The organism is Nonomuraea sp. NPDC050536 (assembly GCF_044457685.1).
Lineage (GTDB): Bacteria > Actinomycetota > Actinomycetes > Streptosporangiales > Streptosporangiaceae > Nonomuraea.
The window spans coordinates 119,576-137,427 of record NZ_JBITHD010000019.1 but is presented as its reverse complement, the minus strand read 5'-3'; the positions used below and the strand labels follow the sequence as shown (position 1 = coordinate 137,427).

At 71.3% G+C, this 17,852-nt stretch carries 15 protein-coding genes and 1 riboswitch; of the genes, 14 read left to right on the top strand and 1 reads right to left on the bottom strand.

Translation table 11 applies throughout. The features are described from left to right. Entirely contained in the window at positions 1–1,149 is a 1,149-nt protein-coding gene (locus tag ACIBHX_RS39910) for an ROK family protein (RefSeq protein WP_397072700.1), read from the bottom strand. 83 nt (positions 1,150–1,232) lie between these two features. Between ACIBHX_RS39910 and ACIBHX_RS39905 the strand changes: the two genes are divergently transcribed. The 14 genes from ACIBHX_RS39905 to ACIBHX_RS39840 all read left to right on the top strand — a co-directional run bounded on the left by ACIBHX_RS39905 (position 1,233) and on the right by ACIBHX_RS39840 (position 17,848). Next, positions 1,233–2,498, top strand: coding sequence for a Gfo/Idh/MocA family protein (locus ACIBHX_RS39905; protein WP_397072662.1), 1,266 nt, complete (start codon positions 1,233–1,235; stop codon positions 2,496–2,498). Further along, positions 2,491–3,753: an ABC transporter substrate-binding protein gene (locus ACIBHX_RS39900; protein ID WP_397072661.1), complete on the top strand. Its 1,263-nt coding sequence runs from the start codon at positions 2,491–2,493 to the stop codon at positions 3,751–3,753. Before ACIBHX_RS39905 ends, ACIBHX_RS39900 begins: the two co-directional genes overlap by 8 nt. Before the next feature lie 4 nt (positions 3,754–3,757). Beyond that, on the top strand, positions 3,758–4,642 hold the full coding sequence (locus ACIBHX_RS39895) for a carbohydrate ABC transporter permease (protein ID WP_397072660.1): 885 nt from the start codon (positions 3,758–3,760) through the stop codon (positions 4,640–4,642). Continuing rightward, positions 4,639–5,505 carry a carbohydrate ABC transporter permease gene (locus tag ACIBHX_RS39890; RefSeq protein ID WP_397072659.1) on the top strand — a complete coding sequence of 289 codons (867 nt, stop codon included), beginning with the start codon at positions 4,639–4,641 and terminating at the stop codon, positions 5,503–5,505. Before ACIBHX_RS39895 ends, ACIBHX_RS39890 begins: the two co-directional genes overlap by 4 nt. Positions 5,506–5,515: 10 nt before the next feature. Beyond that, the gene (locus ACIBHX_RS39885; RefSeq protein ID WP_397072658.1) at positions 5,516–7,483 is read left to right on the top strand and encodes a right-handed parallel beta-helix repeat-containing protein; all 1,968 of its coding nucleotides are present in this window, start codon (positions 5,516–5,518) and stop codon (positions 7,481–7,483) included. 106 nt (positions 7,484–7,589) lie between these two features. Next, positions 7,590–7,919, top strand: a complete 330-nt coding sequence (locus ACIBHX_RS39880) for an SHOCT domain-containing protein (protein ID WP_397072657.1) — start codon at positions 7,590–7,592, stop codon at positions 7,917–7,919. Positions 7,920–7,923: 4 nt separating this feature from the next. Continuing rightward, positions 7,924–8,340 (top strand): nuclear transport factor 2 family protein, encoded by a 417-nt coding sequence (locus tag ACIBHX_RS39875; RefSeq protein WP_397072656.1) that lies wholly within the window; start codon positions 7,924–7,926, stop codon positions 8,338–8,340. Positions 8,341–8,458: 118 nt separating this feature from the next. Next, positions 8,459–9,766, top strand: coding sequence for a purine-cytosine permease family protein (locus ACIBHX_RS39870; RefSeq protein ID WP_397072655.1), 1,308 nt, complete (start codon positions 8,459–8,461; stop codon positions 9,764–9,766). Continuing rightward, on the top strand, positions 9,763–11,283 hold the full coding sequence (locus tag ACIBHX_RS39865) for a hydantoinase/oxoprolinase N-terminal domain-containing protein (protein WP_397072654.1): 1,521 nt from the start codon (positions 9,763–9,765) through the stop codon (positions 11,281–11,283). Before ACIBHX_RS39870 ends, ACIBHX_RS39865 begins: the two co-directional genes overlap by 4 nt. Beyond that, complete coding sequence (locus ACIBHX_RS39860; RefSeq protein WP_397072653.1) at positions 11,276–12,325, top strand: DUF917 domain-containing protein; 1,050 nt, start codon at positions 11,276–11,278, stop codon at positions 12,323–12,325. The genes ACIBHX_RS39865 and ACIBHX_RS39860 overlap by 8 nt, the downstream gene beginning before the upstream one ends. A 30-nt stretch (positions 12,326–12,355) precedes the next feature. Continuing rightward, complete coding sequence (locus ACIBHX_RS39855) at positions 12,356–13,384, top strand: DUF917 domain-containing protein (RefSeq protein WP_397072652.1); 1,029 nt, start codon at positions 12,356–12,358, stop codon at positions 13,382–13,384. Then, complete coding sequence (locus tag ACIBHX_RS39850) at positions 13,381–14,814, top strand: PucR family transcriptional regulator (protein ID WP_397072651.1); 1,434 nt, start codon at positions 13,381–13,383, stop codon at positions 14,812–14,814. Before ACIBHX_RS39855 ends, ACIBHX_RS39850 begins: the two co-directional genes overlap by 4 nt. A gap of 114 nt (positions 14,815–14,928) precedes the next feature. Then, positions 14,929–15,042: riboswitch (TPP riboswitch) on the top strand. Further along, positions 15,035–16,600 carry a phosphomethylpyrimidine synthase ThiC gene (thiC, locus tag ACIBHX_RS39845; RefSeq protein WP_397072650.1) on the top strand — a complete coding sequence of 522 codons (1,566 nt, stop codon included), beginning with the start codon at positions 15,035–15,037 and terminating at the stop codon, positions 16,598–16,600. It overlaps the preceding riboswitch by 8 nt. Positions 16,601–16,699: 99 nt before the next feature. Beyond that, positions 16,700–17,848 carry a S8 family peptidase gene (locus ACIBHX_RS39840; protein WP_397072649.1) on the top strand — a complete coding sequence of 383 codons (1,149 nt, stop codon included), beginning with the start codon at positions 16,700–16,702 and terminating at the stop codon, positions 17,846–17,848. Positions 17,849–17,852: the final 4 nt, after the last annotated feature.

Genomic DNA, 17,852 nt, shown 5'->3' with positions numbered 1-17,852 from the left:
TCATGTGGTGGGCCTCGGAAGGGGGGAGTCGATGTCGTAGAGCCGGGCGTCGACCTGGTTCAGCGCGTGCCGTACCGCCCCCAGCACGACCGCCTGGTCGCCCAGGGTGGACACGGACAGCGCGGGCGGTTCCAGGCAGTACGGATCGAGGTGCCGGCGCAGCGGTCCAAGGATAACGTCGCCCGAACGCGAGATGCCGCCGCCCAGCACGACCAGGTCGGGATCGACGGTCAGCACCAGCGCCGCCACCCCCTCGGAGAGCTCCTTGGCGAAGCCGTCGACCGCCTGGCGGGCCGCCGGGTCGCCCTCGCGGGCGCGGCCGAAGACGAAGGCGGCGGCGTCCTCCGGCGCGGTGCCCTCGGGCAGGCCGGGAAAGCCGGTCAGATGGGAGGGGGCGCGGCACCAGCCGAGCAGCGGCAGGGCGCCGATCTCGCCCGCGCCGCCGCGCCCGCCCCTGTGCAGGCGCCCGTCGATGAGCAGGCCCGCGCCCGTCCGCACGCCCGACAGCACGAAGACCAGGTCGGTCACGCCCTGCGCCTGGCCGATCCAGCCCTCGGCGAGCGCGGCCAGGTTGCAGTCGTTCTCGACCAGGATCGGGCAGGCGAAGTCGCCGCGCATCTCGGCCGCCAGGTCCACGCCGGTCCATTCGGGCAGCCCGACGGAGAGCCTGACCACGCCCTGGGCGGTCACCACGCCGGTGGTGCCCACGCAGAGCGCGGCGACCTGGTCGGCCCGCACGTCCGCGGACTTCAGCGCGCCCGCGGCCGCCGCCCGTGCCGCGGCCAGGCGCGCCGCGCGGCCCGAGGCGGGATCGACGCGTTCGGCGTGCTGCGCGATCACCTCGCCCTCCAGGTCGGCCAGCGTCGCCCGGATGATGTAGGAGCCGACGTCGACGCCGACCACGTAGCCGCCCGTGGCGTTGAAGGTCACCAGCCTGGCCGGGCGGCCCATCTGCCCGCTCTCCGGCGGAAGTTCTTTGATCCAGCCCGCCGCGAGCAGTTCCTCCACCAGGCTCTCCATCGTCGGGCGGGACAGCGCGGTGCGTTTGGCCAGGTCGGTGAGGCCGACAGGGCCTCGGCCGCGCAGCGCGCGGATCGTCGCGGCCAGGTTGATCCGGCGCACCCGCGAGGTGTCGCTGCCGCGAATCATCACTTATGGCCCCCTTGACAGCTGAACTTCCCGACAAATAAAAACAGGCTTCATTAGTAAGTCGCAAGCCCGAGAGGACGTTCATGGTCACACTCGCCGTCATCGGGGCGGGTCTGCGTGGCATCGGCTACGCCCAGCAAGCCCTGGCCGGCGGCCGGGCCCGGGTCGTCGCCGTGGCCGAGCCGGATCCGGGACGACGGGAGCGCCTGGCGGCCGAGCACGGCATCCCGCCGGAGTACGCCTTCGCCGGCTGGCAGGAGCTGCTCGCCGTACCGAGGCTGGCCGACGCGGTCATCGTGGCGACCCAGGACCGGATGCACCTGGAGCCCGCCGTACGCGCCGCCGAGCTCGGCTACCACATCCTGCTGGAGAAGCCGATGGCCCCCACGGAAGAACAGGCCGCGGCGATCGCCGAGGCCGCAGGCAGGCACGGCGTGATCCTCGCCGTCTGCCACGTGATGCGGTACACGCCCTACACCCGGGCGCTCAAGGAACTCATCGACGGCGGCCGGATCGGCCAGATCATGAACATCCAGCATCTGGAGCAGGTCGGCTGGTGGCACCAGGCGCATTCCTTCGTCCGCGGGAACTGGAGCGTCGAGGCCGAGTCGGCGTCGATGCTGCTCGCCAAAGCGTGCCACGACCTGGACTGGATCGTGCACATCAATGGCGCGCTGCCCGAGCGGATCTCCTCCTTCGGCAACCTCGTGCACTTCCGCGCCGAGAGCGCACCGCCAGGCGCGGCCAAGCGGTGCCTGGACTGCCCCATCGAGCCCGCCTGCCCCTACTCGGCCAAGCGGCTCTACCTGGGCTGTCTCGGCGACCCGGACAAGGAGTACTGGCCGCTGTCGGCGGTCACCTCCGACCACACCGAGGCGGGCGTGCTCGCCGCGCTGCGTGACGGCCCGTACGGCAGGTGCGTCTACGCCTGCGCCAACGACGTGGCCGACACCCAGGTCGTGACCATGGAATTCGCCGACGGCACCTCGGCCACCTGCACCGTCACCGCCTTCGCCGCCCTGGAGCACCGTAAGACGCGCGTCTTCGGAACGCGCGGCTCCATCGAGGGGGACGGCGTGCGGCTGACGGTGCACGACTTCGTCACCGACGAGATCACCGAGATCGTCACCACGGCCGGCCAGGACGCCTCGGCGGCGACCGGCCACGGCGGCGGCGACGCCGCCCTGCTGGACGCCTTCGTGGCAGCGGTCGCCCAGGGCGACCCGACGCTGGTCCTGACCAGCGGGACCGAGAGCCTCGCCACGCACCGGGTGGTCTGGACGGCCGAACGCGCCCGGCACACAGGAACCGTCACCCCCCTTCAGAAAGGCCCCGCCATCCATGCGTAAGCTCACCGCCGTCGTGGCGCTCGGCGCCCTGGCCCTGGGCGTGTCCGCCTGCGGCAAGAAGAACAGCGCCGAGCCGGGCAAGCAGTCCCTGGTCTACGTCTCCGCCTGGGGCGCGGACGAACCCCAGGGGAAGATCATCAAGACGATCTTCGACGACTTCGCCAAGGAGACCGGCACCAAGGTCGACGTGAAGTTCGCCGGCCGCAAGGGCGTCGACAACCTGGCCACGGAGATGGCCTCCGGGCAGGGGCCCGACCTGTTCGACACCGCCACGGACAACATCGCCGCGTTCGCCGCGCAGAACGTGGTCGCCCCGCTCGACGACGTGCTGACCGCCGAGATCCCCGACGAGGGCAAGAAGGTCCAGGACGTCCTGCCCCAAGCCGTACGGCAGGCCTCGTCCACCGACAAGGGCCTGGCGTTCGTCCCGCACACGGTCATCTCCACCGCGATCTGGTACGACGCGGCCAAGCACCCCGGCCTCGACCCCAGGACCTGGGACGACTTCATCGCCTACCTGGACAAGGCCAAGAAGGAGGGCCGAGCCCCGATCGCCCAGGACGGCACGATCAACTTCTACAACGTCTACTGGTTCTACAGCCTGCTGGTGCGGGCCAACGGCGCGGGCAGCCTCAAGGCGCTGTCGAAGGACCCGGCCGCCTGGGACAAGCCCGAGGTCCTTGACGCCGCCAAGAAGGTGGAACAGCTGGCCAAGGGCGGCTACTTCCAGAAGGACTTCATGGCCACCAAGTTCCCCGCCGCGCAGGACGCCTGGGCTCAGGGCACCCACGACCTGAACATCAACGGCACCTGGCTGGCCAGCGAGACCCACGACAAGCTGGCCGCCGGCGCCAAGGTCGCCTCCTTCCAGCTCCCTGCGGGAGGTAAGGACTCGGTCGAGGTCGGCACCCTCGGCTGGGCGGTCAACGCCAAGGGCAGGAACGTGGCCACGGCGAAGAGGTTCCTGGCCTTCGCGCTGCGCAAGCCGTACATCCAGCAGATCTCGACGTCCGCGCTCAACATCCCCTCGCGCGCCGACGTGCCGGCGCCCGAGCACCTGCTGGCCGTGCAGAAGGCGGTCAACGAGGCCACCGCCACGCACAGGACCTACGACGACGCGGCGGCCGCGAAGAGCTGGTGGAACGACCTGTTCCTGCCGCTGGACGACCAGCTGATCTCCGGCAAGATCGACGCGGCGGGGTTCGTCAAGGAAGGCAGGCGCAAGACCGCCGAGCACCTGGCCAACACCAACTGAGCCGATGGGAGCCAACATCCGGCGCGCCTTCTGGCCCTTCCTGCTGCCGGCGCTGCTCGCCTACACGGTGCTGTTCGTGGGGCCGTCGCTGTTCGGGCTCTGGGTCAGCCTCACCAGGTGGGCGGGCCCCGGCTCGGACATGAGCTGGCGCGGCCTGGGCAACTATCTCGCGCTGCTGCGCGACGACGTCTTCCGCCAGGCGTTCGTCAACACCTTCGTGCTGGCCGTCGTCGGCGGCGGGCTGGTCTTCGCCTTCACGTTCCTGTCGATGGTGGTGCTCAGGCAGCTCAAGGGCCGGGCCTTCATCCGGTCCGTGATCTTCCTGCCGATGATCATCTCGGTGATCGCGGTGGGCGCCGCCATCGGTTTCCTGCTCAACCCCGGCGGCGCCGTCAACACCGTGCTCGGCTGGATCGGCCTCGATCCGCAGCCCTGGCTCGGGCCCGACCTGGTCTTCCGCTGCATCGTGGGCGGCCTGGTCTGGTCGAGCACCGGCTTCTACGTGGCGCTGATGATGTCGGCGGCCGACGGCATCCCGGCCTACATCTACGAGGACGCGCGGCTGATCGGAGCCACCAGGTGGGAGCAGTTCCGCCACATCACGCTGCCGCTGACCTGGGACGTCTTCGCCGTCTCCGCGGTGCTGTGGGTGGTCAACAGCCTGAAGATCTTCGAGATCGTGCTCGCCTTCACCACGGCGGGCACCCCGGCCAGCCCGCCCCTGCAGGCGCGCACCGTGGCCGTGCAGCAGTACTACTCGATCAGCGGCTCCGGGGTTCCCGACCTGGGCAGGGCCGCCGCGATGGGGGTCGTCGTGCTCCTGGTGACCGCGGTGCTGGTCGCGCTGACCCGGCGCATCACTCGCCGCGAGCGGGTGGAGCTGGCATGAGGCGCCTGCTCGGCGACATCCTGCTCCCGCGCGCGACCGCGATCGCGCTGTGGGCCTGGGTGGCCTTCAACCTCGCCCTCGTCGCCTGGATCGGGCTGCAGTCGCTCAAGGAGTCCGGCGAGGTCTGGCTCACCCCGTTCTCGCTGCCCGAGGACCCGCACTGGGAGAACTACGGCGCGGCCTGGCAGGCGGCCGGGTTCTCCTCGGCCGCGCTGAACAGCACCGTGCTCACGCTGCTCGGCTCGCTGCTCATCGTGGCGCTGTCGGCCCCGGCCGCGTACGTGCTCGCGCGCTCGAGCCGTCGGCTCGCCGGACCGCTGACGGGCTACTTCGCGATGGGGCTGAGCATCCCGCTGCAGACCGTGGTGATCCCCATCGTGGTGATCAAGCTGTCGCTCTACACGTTCATGGAGGACTGGGTCACCGGCTGGTGGGACAACCGCATCACGCTGCTGATCTTCCAGGTGGCCCTGTCGCTGCCGTTCTCGGTCTTCGTGCTCACCGGCTACCTGCGCTCGCTGCCGCACGAGATCGAGGAGGCCGCCGAGATGGACGGCGCAGGCCCCCTGCGGTCCTTCGTCCGGATCGTGCTGCCGGTCGCCAGGCCGGGCGTGGTCACCGTGCTCGTGCTCAACGTCATCGGCCTGTGGAACGAGACGCTGCTCGTCCTGCTGATCGCGCCGCAGCCGGGGGAGCGCATGCTGCCCGCCGCGCTGCTCAACCTCTACAGCTCCATGCAGTACAGCTCGGACTGGGGCGGCCTGTTCGCCGGGATCGTGATCCTGGTCTATCCCATGATCGTGCTCTACCTCTGGCTCGGCCGCCGCATCGTCGAGGGAATGACCGCCGGAATCTCGAAATAGGAGCATCTTGATGCGCAAACTCCTGCTACCTCTGTGCCTGCTGTCCTTACTGCCCGCCGTACCGGCTCATGCGTCGGCGGGGACCACCTACTACGTCGACGCCGTGTCGGGCAGCGACGCCAACTCCGGCACCAGCTCGGCCTCGGCCTGGCAGTCCCTCGCGAAGGCCAGTCAGCTGACTCTCGGTCCCGGTGATCGGCTGCTGTTCAGGGCGGGGCAGCGCTGGAGCGGCCGGCTGACCGTCCAAGGAGCCGGTACGGCGGGCAGCCCCGCGTTCGTGGGCGCCTACGGGACCGGCGCCAAACCGATCATCGCGGGGGAGGGCACGGTCGACGCCGCGGTCAAGGTGAGCAACGTGCACGACCTGACCGTCGACGGGCTCGAGGTGACGAACTGGAGCAACGGCACCACCCCGCGCACCGGTGTCAACCTGTTCGCCAAGGACGCCGGCGTGCTCGCCAACGTCACCCTGCGCAACCTGTTCATCCACGACGTGGACGGCCCCGGCGGCAGCTACGTCAGCGCGGCCGGGCTGCTGGTGTCCATCCGCGGCAACAGCGTCCCCACCTACTACGACAACCTGGTCATCGAGAACAACGAGGTGGCCGACATCCGCTCCTACGGGATCATCACCTGGTCCACCTGGTCGCGGCGCAACGGGATGACCAGCCTGTATCCCGTCGAGACCGGAATTCCGGACTCAGAGGTCGTCACCTGGACGCCGAGCACTCGCGTGGTGATCCGCGGCAACTACGTCCACGACGTGACCGCGGGCGGCATCACGCCCATGCACACCAAGGGCGCCCTGATCGACGGCAACCGGGTCGACAGGGCGGCCAGCGGCCGGCTGGTCAACAACGGCGGCAACGTCGGGATCTGGTGGCAGGGCAACGACGACATCGTCGTCCAGCACAACGAGGTCTCGCGCACCGGCTTCAACGGCCCCGGCACCGACGGGCACGGCTTCGACTCCGACGCCGACAACAACCGCAGCGTGGTGCAGTACAACTACAGCCACGAGAACGACGGCGGCTTCTTCATCACCGTCTCCTTCACCGGCGCCCCCACCAGGACCAACACCGTCCGCTACAACCTGAGCAGGGACGACGGCTACGAGCTGTTCAGCCTGTCCACCGAGACGTCGGGCACCGAGATCTACAACAACACGCTGTACGCCGGGGGCCGCGTGGTCGTGGTGAAGCCGCCCTACAACGGCGCAGGCAGCTACCCGCTCGGCAAGATCGTGCACATCTACAACAACGCGACCGGCATCAAGATCCGCAACAACGTCGTCGTCAACAAGACCACCGCCGGCTACGACGCGCAGAACGGCACGCTCTACGACGCCAACCTCTACTCCGGCGGCCCGGCGCCCTCCGACACCAACGCGCTGAAGTCCGACCCCAAGCTGGTCAACCCCGGCTCCACCGCCGCCGAGGACTACCAGCTCCAGTCCGACTCGCCCGCCAGGGGCAGGGGCGTGAGCCTGGCGCCCGGCATCGCGGACTACTTCGGCGGCACCGTTTCCGCCACCCAGCCCGACCGCGGCTTCCACCAGTACCCGGGCCCGGTGACGGTGGCCACCACCTCCTACGCCACCCTCGGCGTCCTGCACCCCTTCCGCATGGTCGACGGCGACGTCAACACCTCGTGGAGCAGCGTCGCCAGTGGCATCACCTTCCCCGGCACCATCGACGTCGGCTACGGCCAGGACAGGAGCATCGGCTCGGTCACCATCCACACCGCCTGGGCCACCGGCCAGGCCATCACCGAGCTCGACGTGCAGACCTGGAACGGCTCGGCCTGGGTGACCCAGGTGGCCGGCCAGAAGCTGACGTGGTCGGGCAACACCGCGACCGTCGAGAACCGCACGATCACGCTGCCCCAGCGGGTCACCACGCGCAAGCTCCGCCTGGTGGTCCGCAACGCCAACCTCAAGTGGGGCAACTTCGCCGTCTACGAGATCGCCACCGCCTGACGACCCGCCCCGGGGTGCCCTTCTCCGCGTGACACGGCACAAACAAGCCGCAGGCTTGACTCTGGCCAGACGGAATCTGGGGGAGGGCACTCCTATGGGACTCTTCATGCGCCCACGTCGGCCGCTGCTTCGGGTGGCGGCCGGGGCGACCACCGCGGCCGTCGCCTACCGCGCCGGCAAGAACAAGTCAGAGCAGGACCAGTACAACGAGCAGGCGCAGGCGGCCTACCAGGCCACGCAGCAGCCGCCGCCGCAACAGGCCTACCAGCAGCCGCCTCCTCAGCAGGCCTACCAGCCGCCACCGCCACCTCAGCAGGCGTATCAGCAGCCCGCCGACCCGCTGGCCGAGCTCGAACGGCTCGCTCGGCTGCGCGACTCGGGCGCGCTGACCGAGGCCGAGTTCACCGCCATGAAGTCCCGCCTGATCGGAGGCTGAACAGATGACGTCGACCGAGACCGTGCTGGAGGCGCTACGCGCCGTCGCCGCGGGTGACGCGGAGCGGATCGCCGCGCTCTACGCCCCCGACTGCCGTGGCTGGTCGGCGGGTAGGGAGATCCCCTCGCGCGAGGAACTGCTGGTCGGCGCGGGTGACCGCGCCACCGGCCTGTCCGACATCACAGTGGAGGCCTCGCCGATGGAACTGCCCAACGGCACGGTCGTGGCCGAGTGGCGGCTGACCGCCCGCCACACGGGCGAGCTGAACCTGGGCGAGGACGTGGTCGTGCCGCCGTCCGGGAAGACCCTGGACGTGCGCGGCGCGATGTTCGCCGAGCTCCGGGGCGGTCAGATCGCCGCATTTCGCCAGTACTGGGACGAGGCTGACCTCCTCGATCAGCTGGGCCTCCTGCCGGCCTGACCGGCTGCGATTTGTGCGAAAGGCACCAAAGATCGCGGCATAGTGTGCGATGCGCACCTTTGCAGTATTTAGTCGCTTACCTACCGTTCTCTCAAGCTAACCCCCTGGGAGGTCAACGGTGGCCGACGACTACTCGCTCAACCGCGTGCCCGAGCGCGCACGCTACCCCTGGTTGTCGGTGGCGGTGCAACGCTTCGGCCAGGTCTCCGCGCTGACGCAGTTCATGCTCGGCGCCACGCTTGGCTTCAGCATGACCTTCTGGCAGTCCTTCTGGGCGCTGACCCTCGGCGCGGTCATCCTGGAAGCGGCCATGATCCTGGTCGGGATCATCGGCATGCGCGAGGGCCTGTCCACCTCGATGCTCGCCCGCTGGACCGGCTTCGGCCGGGGTGGCTCCGCGGTGATCGGACTGGCCATCGGCGTCAGCCTGATCGGCTGGTTCGGCATCCAGTCGGGCGTGTCCGCCCGCGGCCTGCACGCCCTCATCGGCGGCCCGGCCGAATGGGTGTGGGCGATCGTCTTCGGCCTGGCCGTGACCGCGATCGTGATCGCCGGCTTCCACTCGATGGCCTGGACCGCCTACCTTACGGTGCCGCTGTTCCTGGCGCTGGTCGCCTGGTCGATCGTCAGCGAGCTGAGCAAGCACTCCGTCGGCACCCTCATGAGCCAGGCGCCGCCCGGGCCGCCCATGACGCTGCTGCAGGGCATCGCGCTGGTCGCCGGCAGCCTGATGGTCGGCGCGGTCATCACCTCGGACATGACCAGGTTCAACCGCAGCGCCGCCGACGTGGTCAAGCAGACGGTCCTCGGCGTCACCCTCGGCGAGTACGTCATCGGCCTGGCCGGGGTGCTGCTCGCGCACGCCGTCGGCAGCTCCGACGTCATCGCGATCGTCACCTCCTCCGTCGGCCTGGTCGGCACCCTGGTGATCATCGCCGGCACGTTGAAGATCAACGACTGGAACCTCTACTCCTCCGGCCTCGGCCTGGTCACCTTCATCGGCGTGCTCACCGGCCGCCGCCCCAGCCGGGCCGTGATCACCGCGATCGTCGGCGTGGCCGGGACCCTGCTCGGCGCGCTGGGCATCCTCGACCTGTTCACCGAATTCCTCATCCTGCTCGGTGTGATCTTCCCGCCCATCGCGGGCATCATGATCGCCGAGTACTTCGTCGTCCGCCGCTGGCGGGGCGAGCTGGCCGAGGGCCGCGACACCGGCGCGGCACCGCCGAGCGCGCCCATGTGGGTGCCGGTCACCCTGGTGATATGGCTTGTCGCGACGCTGGTCGGCCACTTCGTCACCGCGGGCCTGGGCAGCGTCAACTCGCTGGTCACCGCGTTCGTGCTGTACGTCGCCTGCGGGCGGCTCGGTCTGGTGCGGCCCGTCGGCGTCAGCAGGACCGAGATCGCTGAGGAGGTCGCGGCGTGAGGATCGGCATCGACGTCGGCGGCACCAACACCGACGCCGTCCTGATGGACGGCGACCGGGTGGTCTCCGCGGTCAAGCGCACCACCAGCAAGGACGTCACCGGCGGCATCGTCAGCGCCATCGAGGGGCTGAACGTCCACGGCGACGTGCGCGCCGTGATGATCGGCACGACGCACTTCATCAACGCGCTGGTGGAGGCCGACCGGCTGGCTCCCACGGCATCGGTACGGCTCGGCCTGCCAGCGACCACGTCCCTGCCCCCCTTCGTGGACTGGCCCGACAGGCTGGTCGAGGCGGTGTCCGGGCGCGGCTACCTGTGCCACGGCGGCCACGAGTTCGACGGCCGGGTCATCTCCGAGCTGGATCCCGGCGAGCTGCGCCGTACCGCCGAGGACATCCGCGCCCGCGGCATCCGCTCGGTGGCGATCTCCTCGATCTTCTCGCCCGTCAACCAGGAGTTCGAGGAGCGGGCGGCGGAGATCCTGGCCGAGGAGCTGCCCGGCGTGCCGATCTCGCTGTCGCACGAGATCGGCAGGATCGGGCTGCTGGAGCGGGAGAACGCCACCATCGTCAACGCCGCGCTGCGCGAGCTGGCCGACGAGATCGTGGACGGCCTGGCCCAGGCCATGGCGGGGCTGGGCATCAGCGCCCCGCTGTACCTCAGCCAGAACGACGGCACGCTGATGGACCTGGAGTTCGCCAGGCGCTACCCGGTGGCCACGTTCGCCTCAGGGCCGACGAACTCCATGCGCGGCGCCGCCGTCCTGTCCGGGCTGGAGACCTGCGCGGTCGTCGACATCGGCGGCACCACCAGCGACATCGGCGTGCTCAACGGCGCGTTCCCCCGCGAGGCCACCACCGAGGTCACCGTCGCAGGGATCAGGACGAACTTCCGCATGCCCGACGTGCTGTCCATCGGAATCGGCGGCGGCAGCCGGATCCACGACGGGCGCACGGTCGGGCCGGACTCGGTGGGCTACGAGCTGACCAGCCGGGCGCTGGTGTTCGGCGGCTCGACGCTCACCGCCACCGACATCGCGGTCGCCGCCGGGCTGGCCGAGCTGGGCGACCCCGCCCTCGTCGCGCACCTGGACCGGGAGATGGTCGCCGGGGTGCTGAAGCGCATCGCCGACGACGTGGCCGAGGCCGTGGAGCGCATGCGGACCAGCCCGGAGCCGCTGCCCGTGGTCGGCGTGGGCGGCGGGTCGATCCTGCTGCCCGACGCGCTGCCCGGCTGCGGCGAGGTGCATCGGCCGGGCAACTACGCGGTGGCCAACGCCATCGGCGCGGCCATCGCCCAGATCGGCGGCGAGGTGGACCGCATCTACACGGTCCCGCCCGGCCGCCGCGAGGCGGTGGTGGACGAGGCCAAACAGGAGGCCGTGGACCGGGCCGTGGCGGGCGGCGCCCGGCCGGGCAGCGTGCGCATCGTCGAGTTCGACGAGATCCCGCTGCCCTACCTGCCCGGCGACGCCACCCGCATCAAGGTCAAGGCCGTAGGAGAGCTGCATGCGTGAGATCGGACTCGAGCACCTGCCCGCCATCGCCCGCGGCGCGGCCATCCTCGGCACCGGGGGAGGGGGCGACCCGTACATCGGCCGGCTCATGGCCCGCGCCGCGCTGCGCGAGCACGGCCCGGTCGAGCTGGTCCCGCTGGACGAGGTGCCGGACGAGGCGATGGTGCTGCCGGTGGCGGGCATGGGCGCGCCCACGGTGATGGTGGAGAAGCCGCCCTCGATCGAGGAGATCTCGGCCGCGGTCGAGGCCATCTGCGGGTACCTCGGCCGCCGCCCGACCCACATCGCCTGCGCCGAGGTGGGCGGCGTCAACTCGCTGATCCCCGTCGCCGCCGCGGCCCGGCTCGGGCTGCCGCTCATCGACGCCGACGGCATGGGCCGCGCCTTCCCCGAGCTGCAGATGTTCATCCCCGCCATGTACGGCGTGGCCGCCTCGCCCATGGCCATGGCCGACGACAAGGGCAACCGGTCGGTCATCGACACCGTCAGCAACCACTGGACCGAGCGCCTGGCCAGGGCGGCCACCGTGGAGATGGGCGGCTCGGCCACCACCGTCCTGTACGCCATGGACGGCGCCAAGGCCCGCGAGGCGATGGTCCCCGCCACGATCTCGCTCAGCGCCGAGCTCGGCGAGCTGGTCGCCGAGCACCGCGCCATCGGCGACGCCCCGCAGGCGGTCGCCGCCAGGCTGGGCGGCCGGGTCCTGTTCGGCGGCAAGGTGCTGGACGTGGAGCGGCGCACCGTCGGCGGGTTCGCCCGCGGCATCGCCCGGCTGTCCGGGGACGGCGAGCTGCGGCTGTCGTTCCAGAACGAGCACCTGCTCGCCGAACTGGACGGCACCCCCGTGGCCAGCACGCCCGACCTCATCTGCGTACTCGACACCCAGACCGGCGACCCGATCACGACGGAGACCCTGCGGTACGGCCAGCGCGTCACCGTCCTGGCCGCGCCGTGCGACCCGCGCTGGCGCACCCCCGAGGGGCTGATGCTGGTCGGCCCCAGGTACTTCGGCTACGACCTGGACCCGGTACCCCTCATCTGACGCCTGCGAAAGGTGCCTTATCGTCCAGAGATGAGCCAGATCCGGGAGCAGGACCTGCCCGCGCTCGAACGTGGCTGCGTCCTGCTCGGCTCCGGCGGTGGCGGCGCCACGGTGACCTTGATGCGGCTGCTGCGGGCCAGGCTGCGCCGGGGGCCCGTCGAGCTCATGGCCGCCGCCGAGCTGCCGCCTGATGCGCTGCTCGTCCCGGTCGGGCTGGCCGGAGCCACCGGGATGCTGGAGGAGAAGCCGCCCACCGGCGAGGAGATGGCCGCGGCCGTGGCGGCCGTCGCCCGGTGGAGCGGCAGCCGGGTGGACGCGATCATGTCGATCGAGGCGGGCGGCAGCAACGGCCTCGCGGTGCTCACCTGCGGCCTGCCCGTGGTCGACGCCGACCTGATGGGCCGGGCCTTCCCCCGGCTCGGGCAGGCATCCACCTCGCGCAAGGGCGTCCAGGCCGGGCCGTACGCGCTGGTCGACTCGGCCGGCCGTACCACGATCATGGACAGCTACGACCCGGAGGCCGGGGAGAAGCTCATGCACGGCGCGGTGCAGGCGGCGGGCGGCTGGGCGGCGTTCGCGCACTGGCCGATCCGCGTGGCCGACCTGCCCGCGCTGGCCATCGTCGGTGGCCTGGCCCGCGCGCTCGAGCTGGGCAGGACCATGCTCGCACTGCCGGAGCGGGCGCCGCGCGCGCCCGCGCTGGGCGGGCGGTCGCTCGGGACGGGCCGCGTCGTGGAGGTGATCAGGCAGCCGGGCGGCCGCGGCGTGGTCAGCGTGCTCGGCGACGGAGGTCCGGTGCTGCGGGTGGAGATGGAGAACGAGTTCCAGGCCGTCTTCGCCGACGGCGTCCCCGTCGCGACCACGCCTGACGTCATCTGCCTGCTCGAGGCCAGGACCGGCCGGCCGCTCGGCTGCGACGAGGTGGTGCGCGGGCCGCGCGTCGAGGTGCTGCAGCTGCCCTGCCCGGCCTTCTGGCGCCGCACGGACAAGCTGGCCCAGGTCTCGCCCGCCGCCTTCGGCATCGACGTGCCACCACGGCTGATGGAGGGTCCGGCATGAACGTCGCCGACCTGCTCGACCGGGCCGACCTCGTGGTACTGGGCGGGCCCCTCGACAGCGGGCGCCAGGTCACCGGCGTGTCCGTGACCGAGCCCTTCCTCGGAGCGCTGGCCGTACGTCTCGACGGGGAGCGGACCGGGTGGCGGCTGGACGCCGACCTGAACCGCGCGGCCGAGGCAGGAGCCGCCGCGCTCGTCGTGCCGGGCGACGAGCCGCTGCTGCGTGGCACGCTGCTGCTGGCCGACCGCCTGCGCACGCCCGTGCTCGGCTGCCTGGGCGATCCGCTGGAGACGGCGGTACGGCTGGCCGTCCTGCTCGCGGCACCGGAGGTGGACGTGGCCCGGCGCGTGCTGGCCGCGCACCAGGTGCTCGACGCGGGCGGGCTCACCCTGGCCGAGCTACGCGACAGGGCCAGCGAGGTGTTGCACGCCGAGGTCACCGTGCTGGCCAGGGACGGCGCCGCGCTGCTCGGCCCCGCGGTGACGGCGCAGGTCAGGGTCGCGCTGCCGGTGCGCCAGCGGCTGGCGGGCGGCGGCGTGGCCGTGCCCGTGCTCGCCCCCGACGGCCGCAGCGCCGAGCTCTGGCTGGTCAGCCCCGGTACGGCGGGCGACGAGGAGGTCCTGGCCGTGGCCGCGGGAGCCGCGCAACGCTCGCTCGCGCTGCGCAGGGTCGAGCTGGAGCGCGACGCCCGCCGCCGTTCCGGCCTGCTCGGCGAGCTGCTCCAGTCGGGCGACGACGCGGGCCCGTCGCTGCGCAGGCGCGCGGCCGAGGCGGGCTGGGCGCTGGACGGCTGGCACACCGGCATCCGCTTCGGCGCCAGCCGGCCCGTCGACGTGGTGACCTCCACGAGCGACATCGTCTCCGCCCTGGCCGCGGAGGGGATCGAGGCGGTCGTGGTCGCCGAGGACGGCGGCTGGGTGGCGTGGGTGACCACCACCGCCGAGCCCGGCACCGACGCCGTCGATCGGCTCGCCGCCGGGGTACGGCAGGCGCAGCGCCACCTGGCCGACCTGGACCTGCTCGTCGGCATGGCCAGGCCGCACCCGGGCCCCGGCGGCATCGCCCGCACCCTGTCGGAGGCCCGCGACGCCGCCCGCCTGGCCGGGTCCCGGGCGGAGACGGGCAGGTTCCTGCACGTGGACCGGCTCGGGCTGGCCCAGCTCCTGCTCGCCTGGACCCGCACCGACACCTTCGTGCCCGCGGCCAGATCGCTCCTGGCCACCCTCTCGCCCGAACTGGTCGAAACGCTCACGGTCTACCTGGACGCCGAGTCCTCCCTGATCGAGGCCGCGGCCGTGCTGGGCGTCCACCGCAACACCATCGCCCGGCGGGTCGCCAGGATCGAGAGCCTCCTCGGCGTCGACCTCGCCGACGCGGACACCCGCCTCGCCCTCCACCTGGCCTGCCGCGTCAGCACCTCCCCCTCCTAGCTCCGGTCATGGCAGGTCGGACCAGGTGACCAGTCCGTGGCTCCGCTGAAATCTGCCGGACGGCATACGCGCCGCCCCTTGCGCGGACCCGGGTGTTCCGGGTTACGGTGGGCGCCGACCGAACGCGGGAGCCCGGTGTGACCGGGCTGAGAGGACGGCTACATCAGCCGCCGACCGCCAGAACCTGCTCCGGGTAATGCCGGCGAAGGGAGTTTCCGCGATGAGCGACGCGTGCTTTTCCAAGATCTACTCTGGTGATCTTCGCGTGCCGATGCGGCTGGTGCACCTGTCCGACGGCACGAGCGTCACGCTCTACGACACGTCCGGGCCCTACACCGACCCGGACGTGCAGGTCGACGTCGCCCGGGGCCTGGCGCCGCTGCGCGAGGGGTGGATCCTCGACCGGAGCGACGTCGCGCGCTACGGAGGAAGGCCCGTGCCGGCCGGGCTCCAGGGCGAGCGGCGGCACCCGCTGCGCGCCACCGGGGCGCCGGTGACCCAGCTCGCCTACGCCAGGCGCGGCCAGATCACCAAGGAGATGGAGTTCGTCGCGGTCCGCGAGGGCGTCACGCCCGAGTTCGTCCGCACCGAGGTGGCGGCGGGCAGGGCGATCATCCCGGCCAACGTCAACCACCCCGAATCCGAGCCCATGATCATCGGCCGCAACTTCCTCGTGAAGATCAACGCCAACATCGGCAACTCCGCGGTCACCTCCTCCATCCAGGAGGAGGTGGAGAAGATGACCTGGGCCACCCGCTGGGGCGCCGACACCGTCATGGACCTGTCCACCGGCCGCGACATCCACACCACCCGCGAGTGGATCATCCGCAACTCACCGGTGCCGATCGGCACCGTCCCGATCTACCAGGCGCTGGAGAAGGTCGACGGGCGCCCGGAGGAGCTGTCGTGGGAGATCTACCGCGACACCCTCGTCGAGCAGTGCGAGCAGGGCGTCGACTACGTCACCGTGCACGCGGGGGTACGGCTGGCCCACGTGCCCCTCACCGCCGGGCGCAAGACCGGCATCGTCTCGCGCGGCGGCGCGATCATGGCCGCCTGGTGCCTGGCGCACCACCGGGAGAGCTTCCTGTACGAGCATTTCGAGGAGATGTGCGAGCTGCTCGCCTCCTACGACGTGGCCTTCTCCCTGGGTGACGGGCTGCGCCCCGGCTCGATCGCCGACGCCAACGACGAGGCCCAGTTCGCCGAGCTGCGCACTCTCGGCGAGCTCAGCGGGCTCGCGCGCGCCCACGACGTCCAGGTCATGATCGAGGGCCCCGGCCACGTACCCATGCACAAGATCAAGGAGAACGTCGACCTGCAGCGCGAGCTCTGCGACGACGCCCCCTTCTACACCCTCGGCCCCCTCGTGACCGACATCGCCCCCGGCTACGACCACATCACCTCCGGCATCGGCGCCGCCATGATCGGCTGGTACGGCACGGCCATGCTCTGCTACGTCACTCCCAAGGAACACCTGGGCCTGCCGGGCAAGGACGACGTCAAGACCGGCGTGATCACCTACAAGATCGCCGCCCACGCCGCCGACCTGGCCAAGGGACACCCGCTGGCGCAGACGTGGGACGACGCGCTGTCCGGCGCGCGCTTCGAGTTCCGCTGGGAGGACCAGTTCAACCTCGCGCTCGACCCGGACACCGCCCGTGCCTACCACGACGAGACCCTGCCCGCGGCGCCCGCCAAGACGGCCCACTTCTGCTCGATGTGCGGCCCGAAGTTCTGCTCCATGCGGATCAGCCACGACCTCCCCATCACCCCCATCGACTGAGGCGGGTGGCGCAGACGCGCCAGTGGCGTGGTTGTGACACCACTGCCGGAGATCTTGGGTTTAGGTCGGGTTTGTCAACCCGCCTGTCAGGAGAAGGCCATGCCGCACCTGTTATGCGCCGCGCTCGCGGCGCTCGCCCTCACTCCCACGCCACCACCGCCGCACGGCACGGTGATCGAGGCCGCCTACCCGGTCCCCGGCAGCTACCTCGTCACGCTGAAGGACGGCAGCCCCGCCGACCTCACGGCCAGGCACGGCGGCCACGTCGACCACGTCTACACAAGCGCAGTCAAGGGCTACGCCGCGAGGATGTCGGCGGCGCAGGCCGCCGAACTCGCCGCCGACCCCCGGGTCGTGCTCGTCGAGCAGGACAGCGTGGTGACCGCCAGCGACACCCAGCCCAACCCGCCCTCCTGGGGCCTGGACCGCGTCGACCAGCGCGACCTGCCGCTCGACCACTCCTACAGCTATCCCTCGGCCGGCGCGGGCGTGACCGTCTACACGCTCGACACCGGCATCAGGCCCACGCACGTCCAGTTCGGCGGGCGCGCCTCGATCGGAGCCGACGAGGTCGGCGACGGGCGCGACGGCCAGGACTGCGCGGGGCACGGCACGCACGTGGCCGGCACCGTCGGGGGGGCCGACTACGGCATCGCCAAGCAGGTCAAGCTGGTCGCCGTCCGGGTGCTCGACTGCTCGGGGCACGGCACCGCCTCGCAGATCATCGCCGGCGTCGACTGGGTCACCGCGCACGCGGCCAAGCCGGCCGTGGTCAACATGAGCCTCAACGGCGGCGCCAGCAAGACGGAGGACACCGCGATCAGGAAGTCGATCGCCTCCGGCGTCACCTACGTGGTCTCCTCCGGCAACGGCAACACCGACGCCTGCCGTAACTCGCCAGGACGGATCGGCGAGGCCATCGTGGTCGACAACGCCGACTCCCGCGACCGGCGGGCCTCGGATTCCAACTACGGTTCCTGCACCGACCTGTTCGCGCCGGGGGTCGCCATCACCTCGGCCTGGAACAGCGGCGACACCGCCACCAGAACCATCGGCGGCACCTCCATGGCGGCGCCGCACGTGACGGGGGCGGCGGCGATATACCTGGCCGCACACCCCGGCGCGAGCCCCGCCGCGGTGCAGGACGCGCTGGTCACGTCCGCGACCCCCGGCAAGATCGCCAACCCCGGATCGGGCACGCCCAACCGGCTGCTGTACATCGACCCCGCCACTACGACAGGAGGTTGACCCC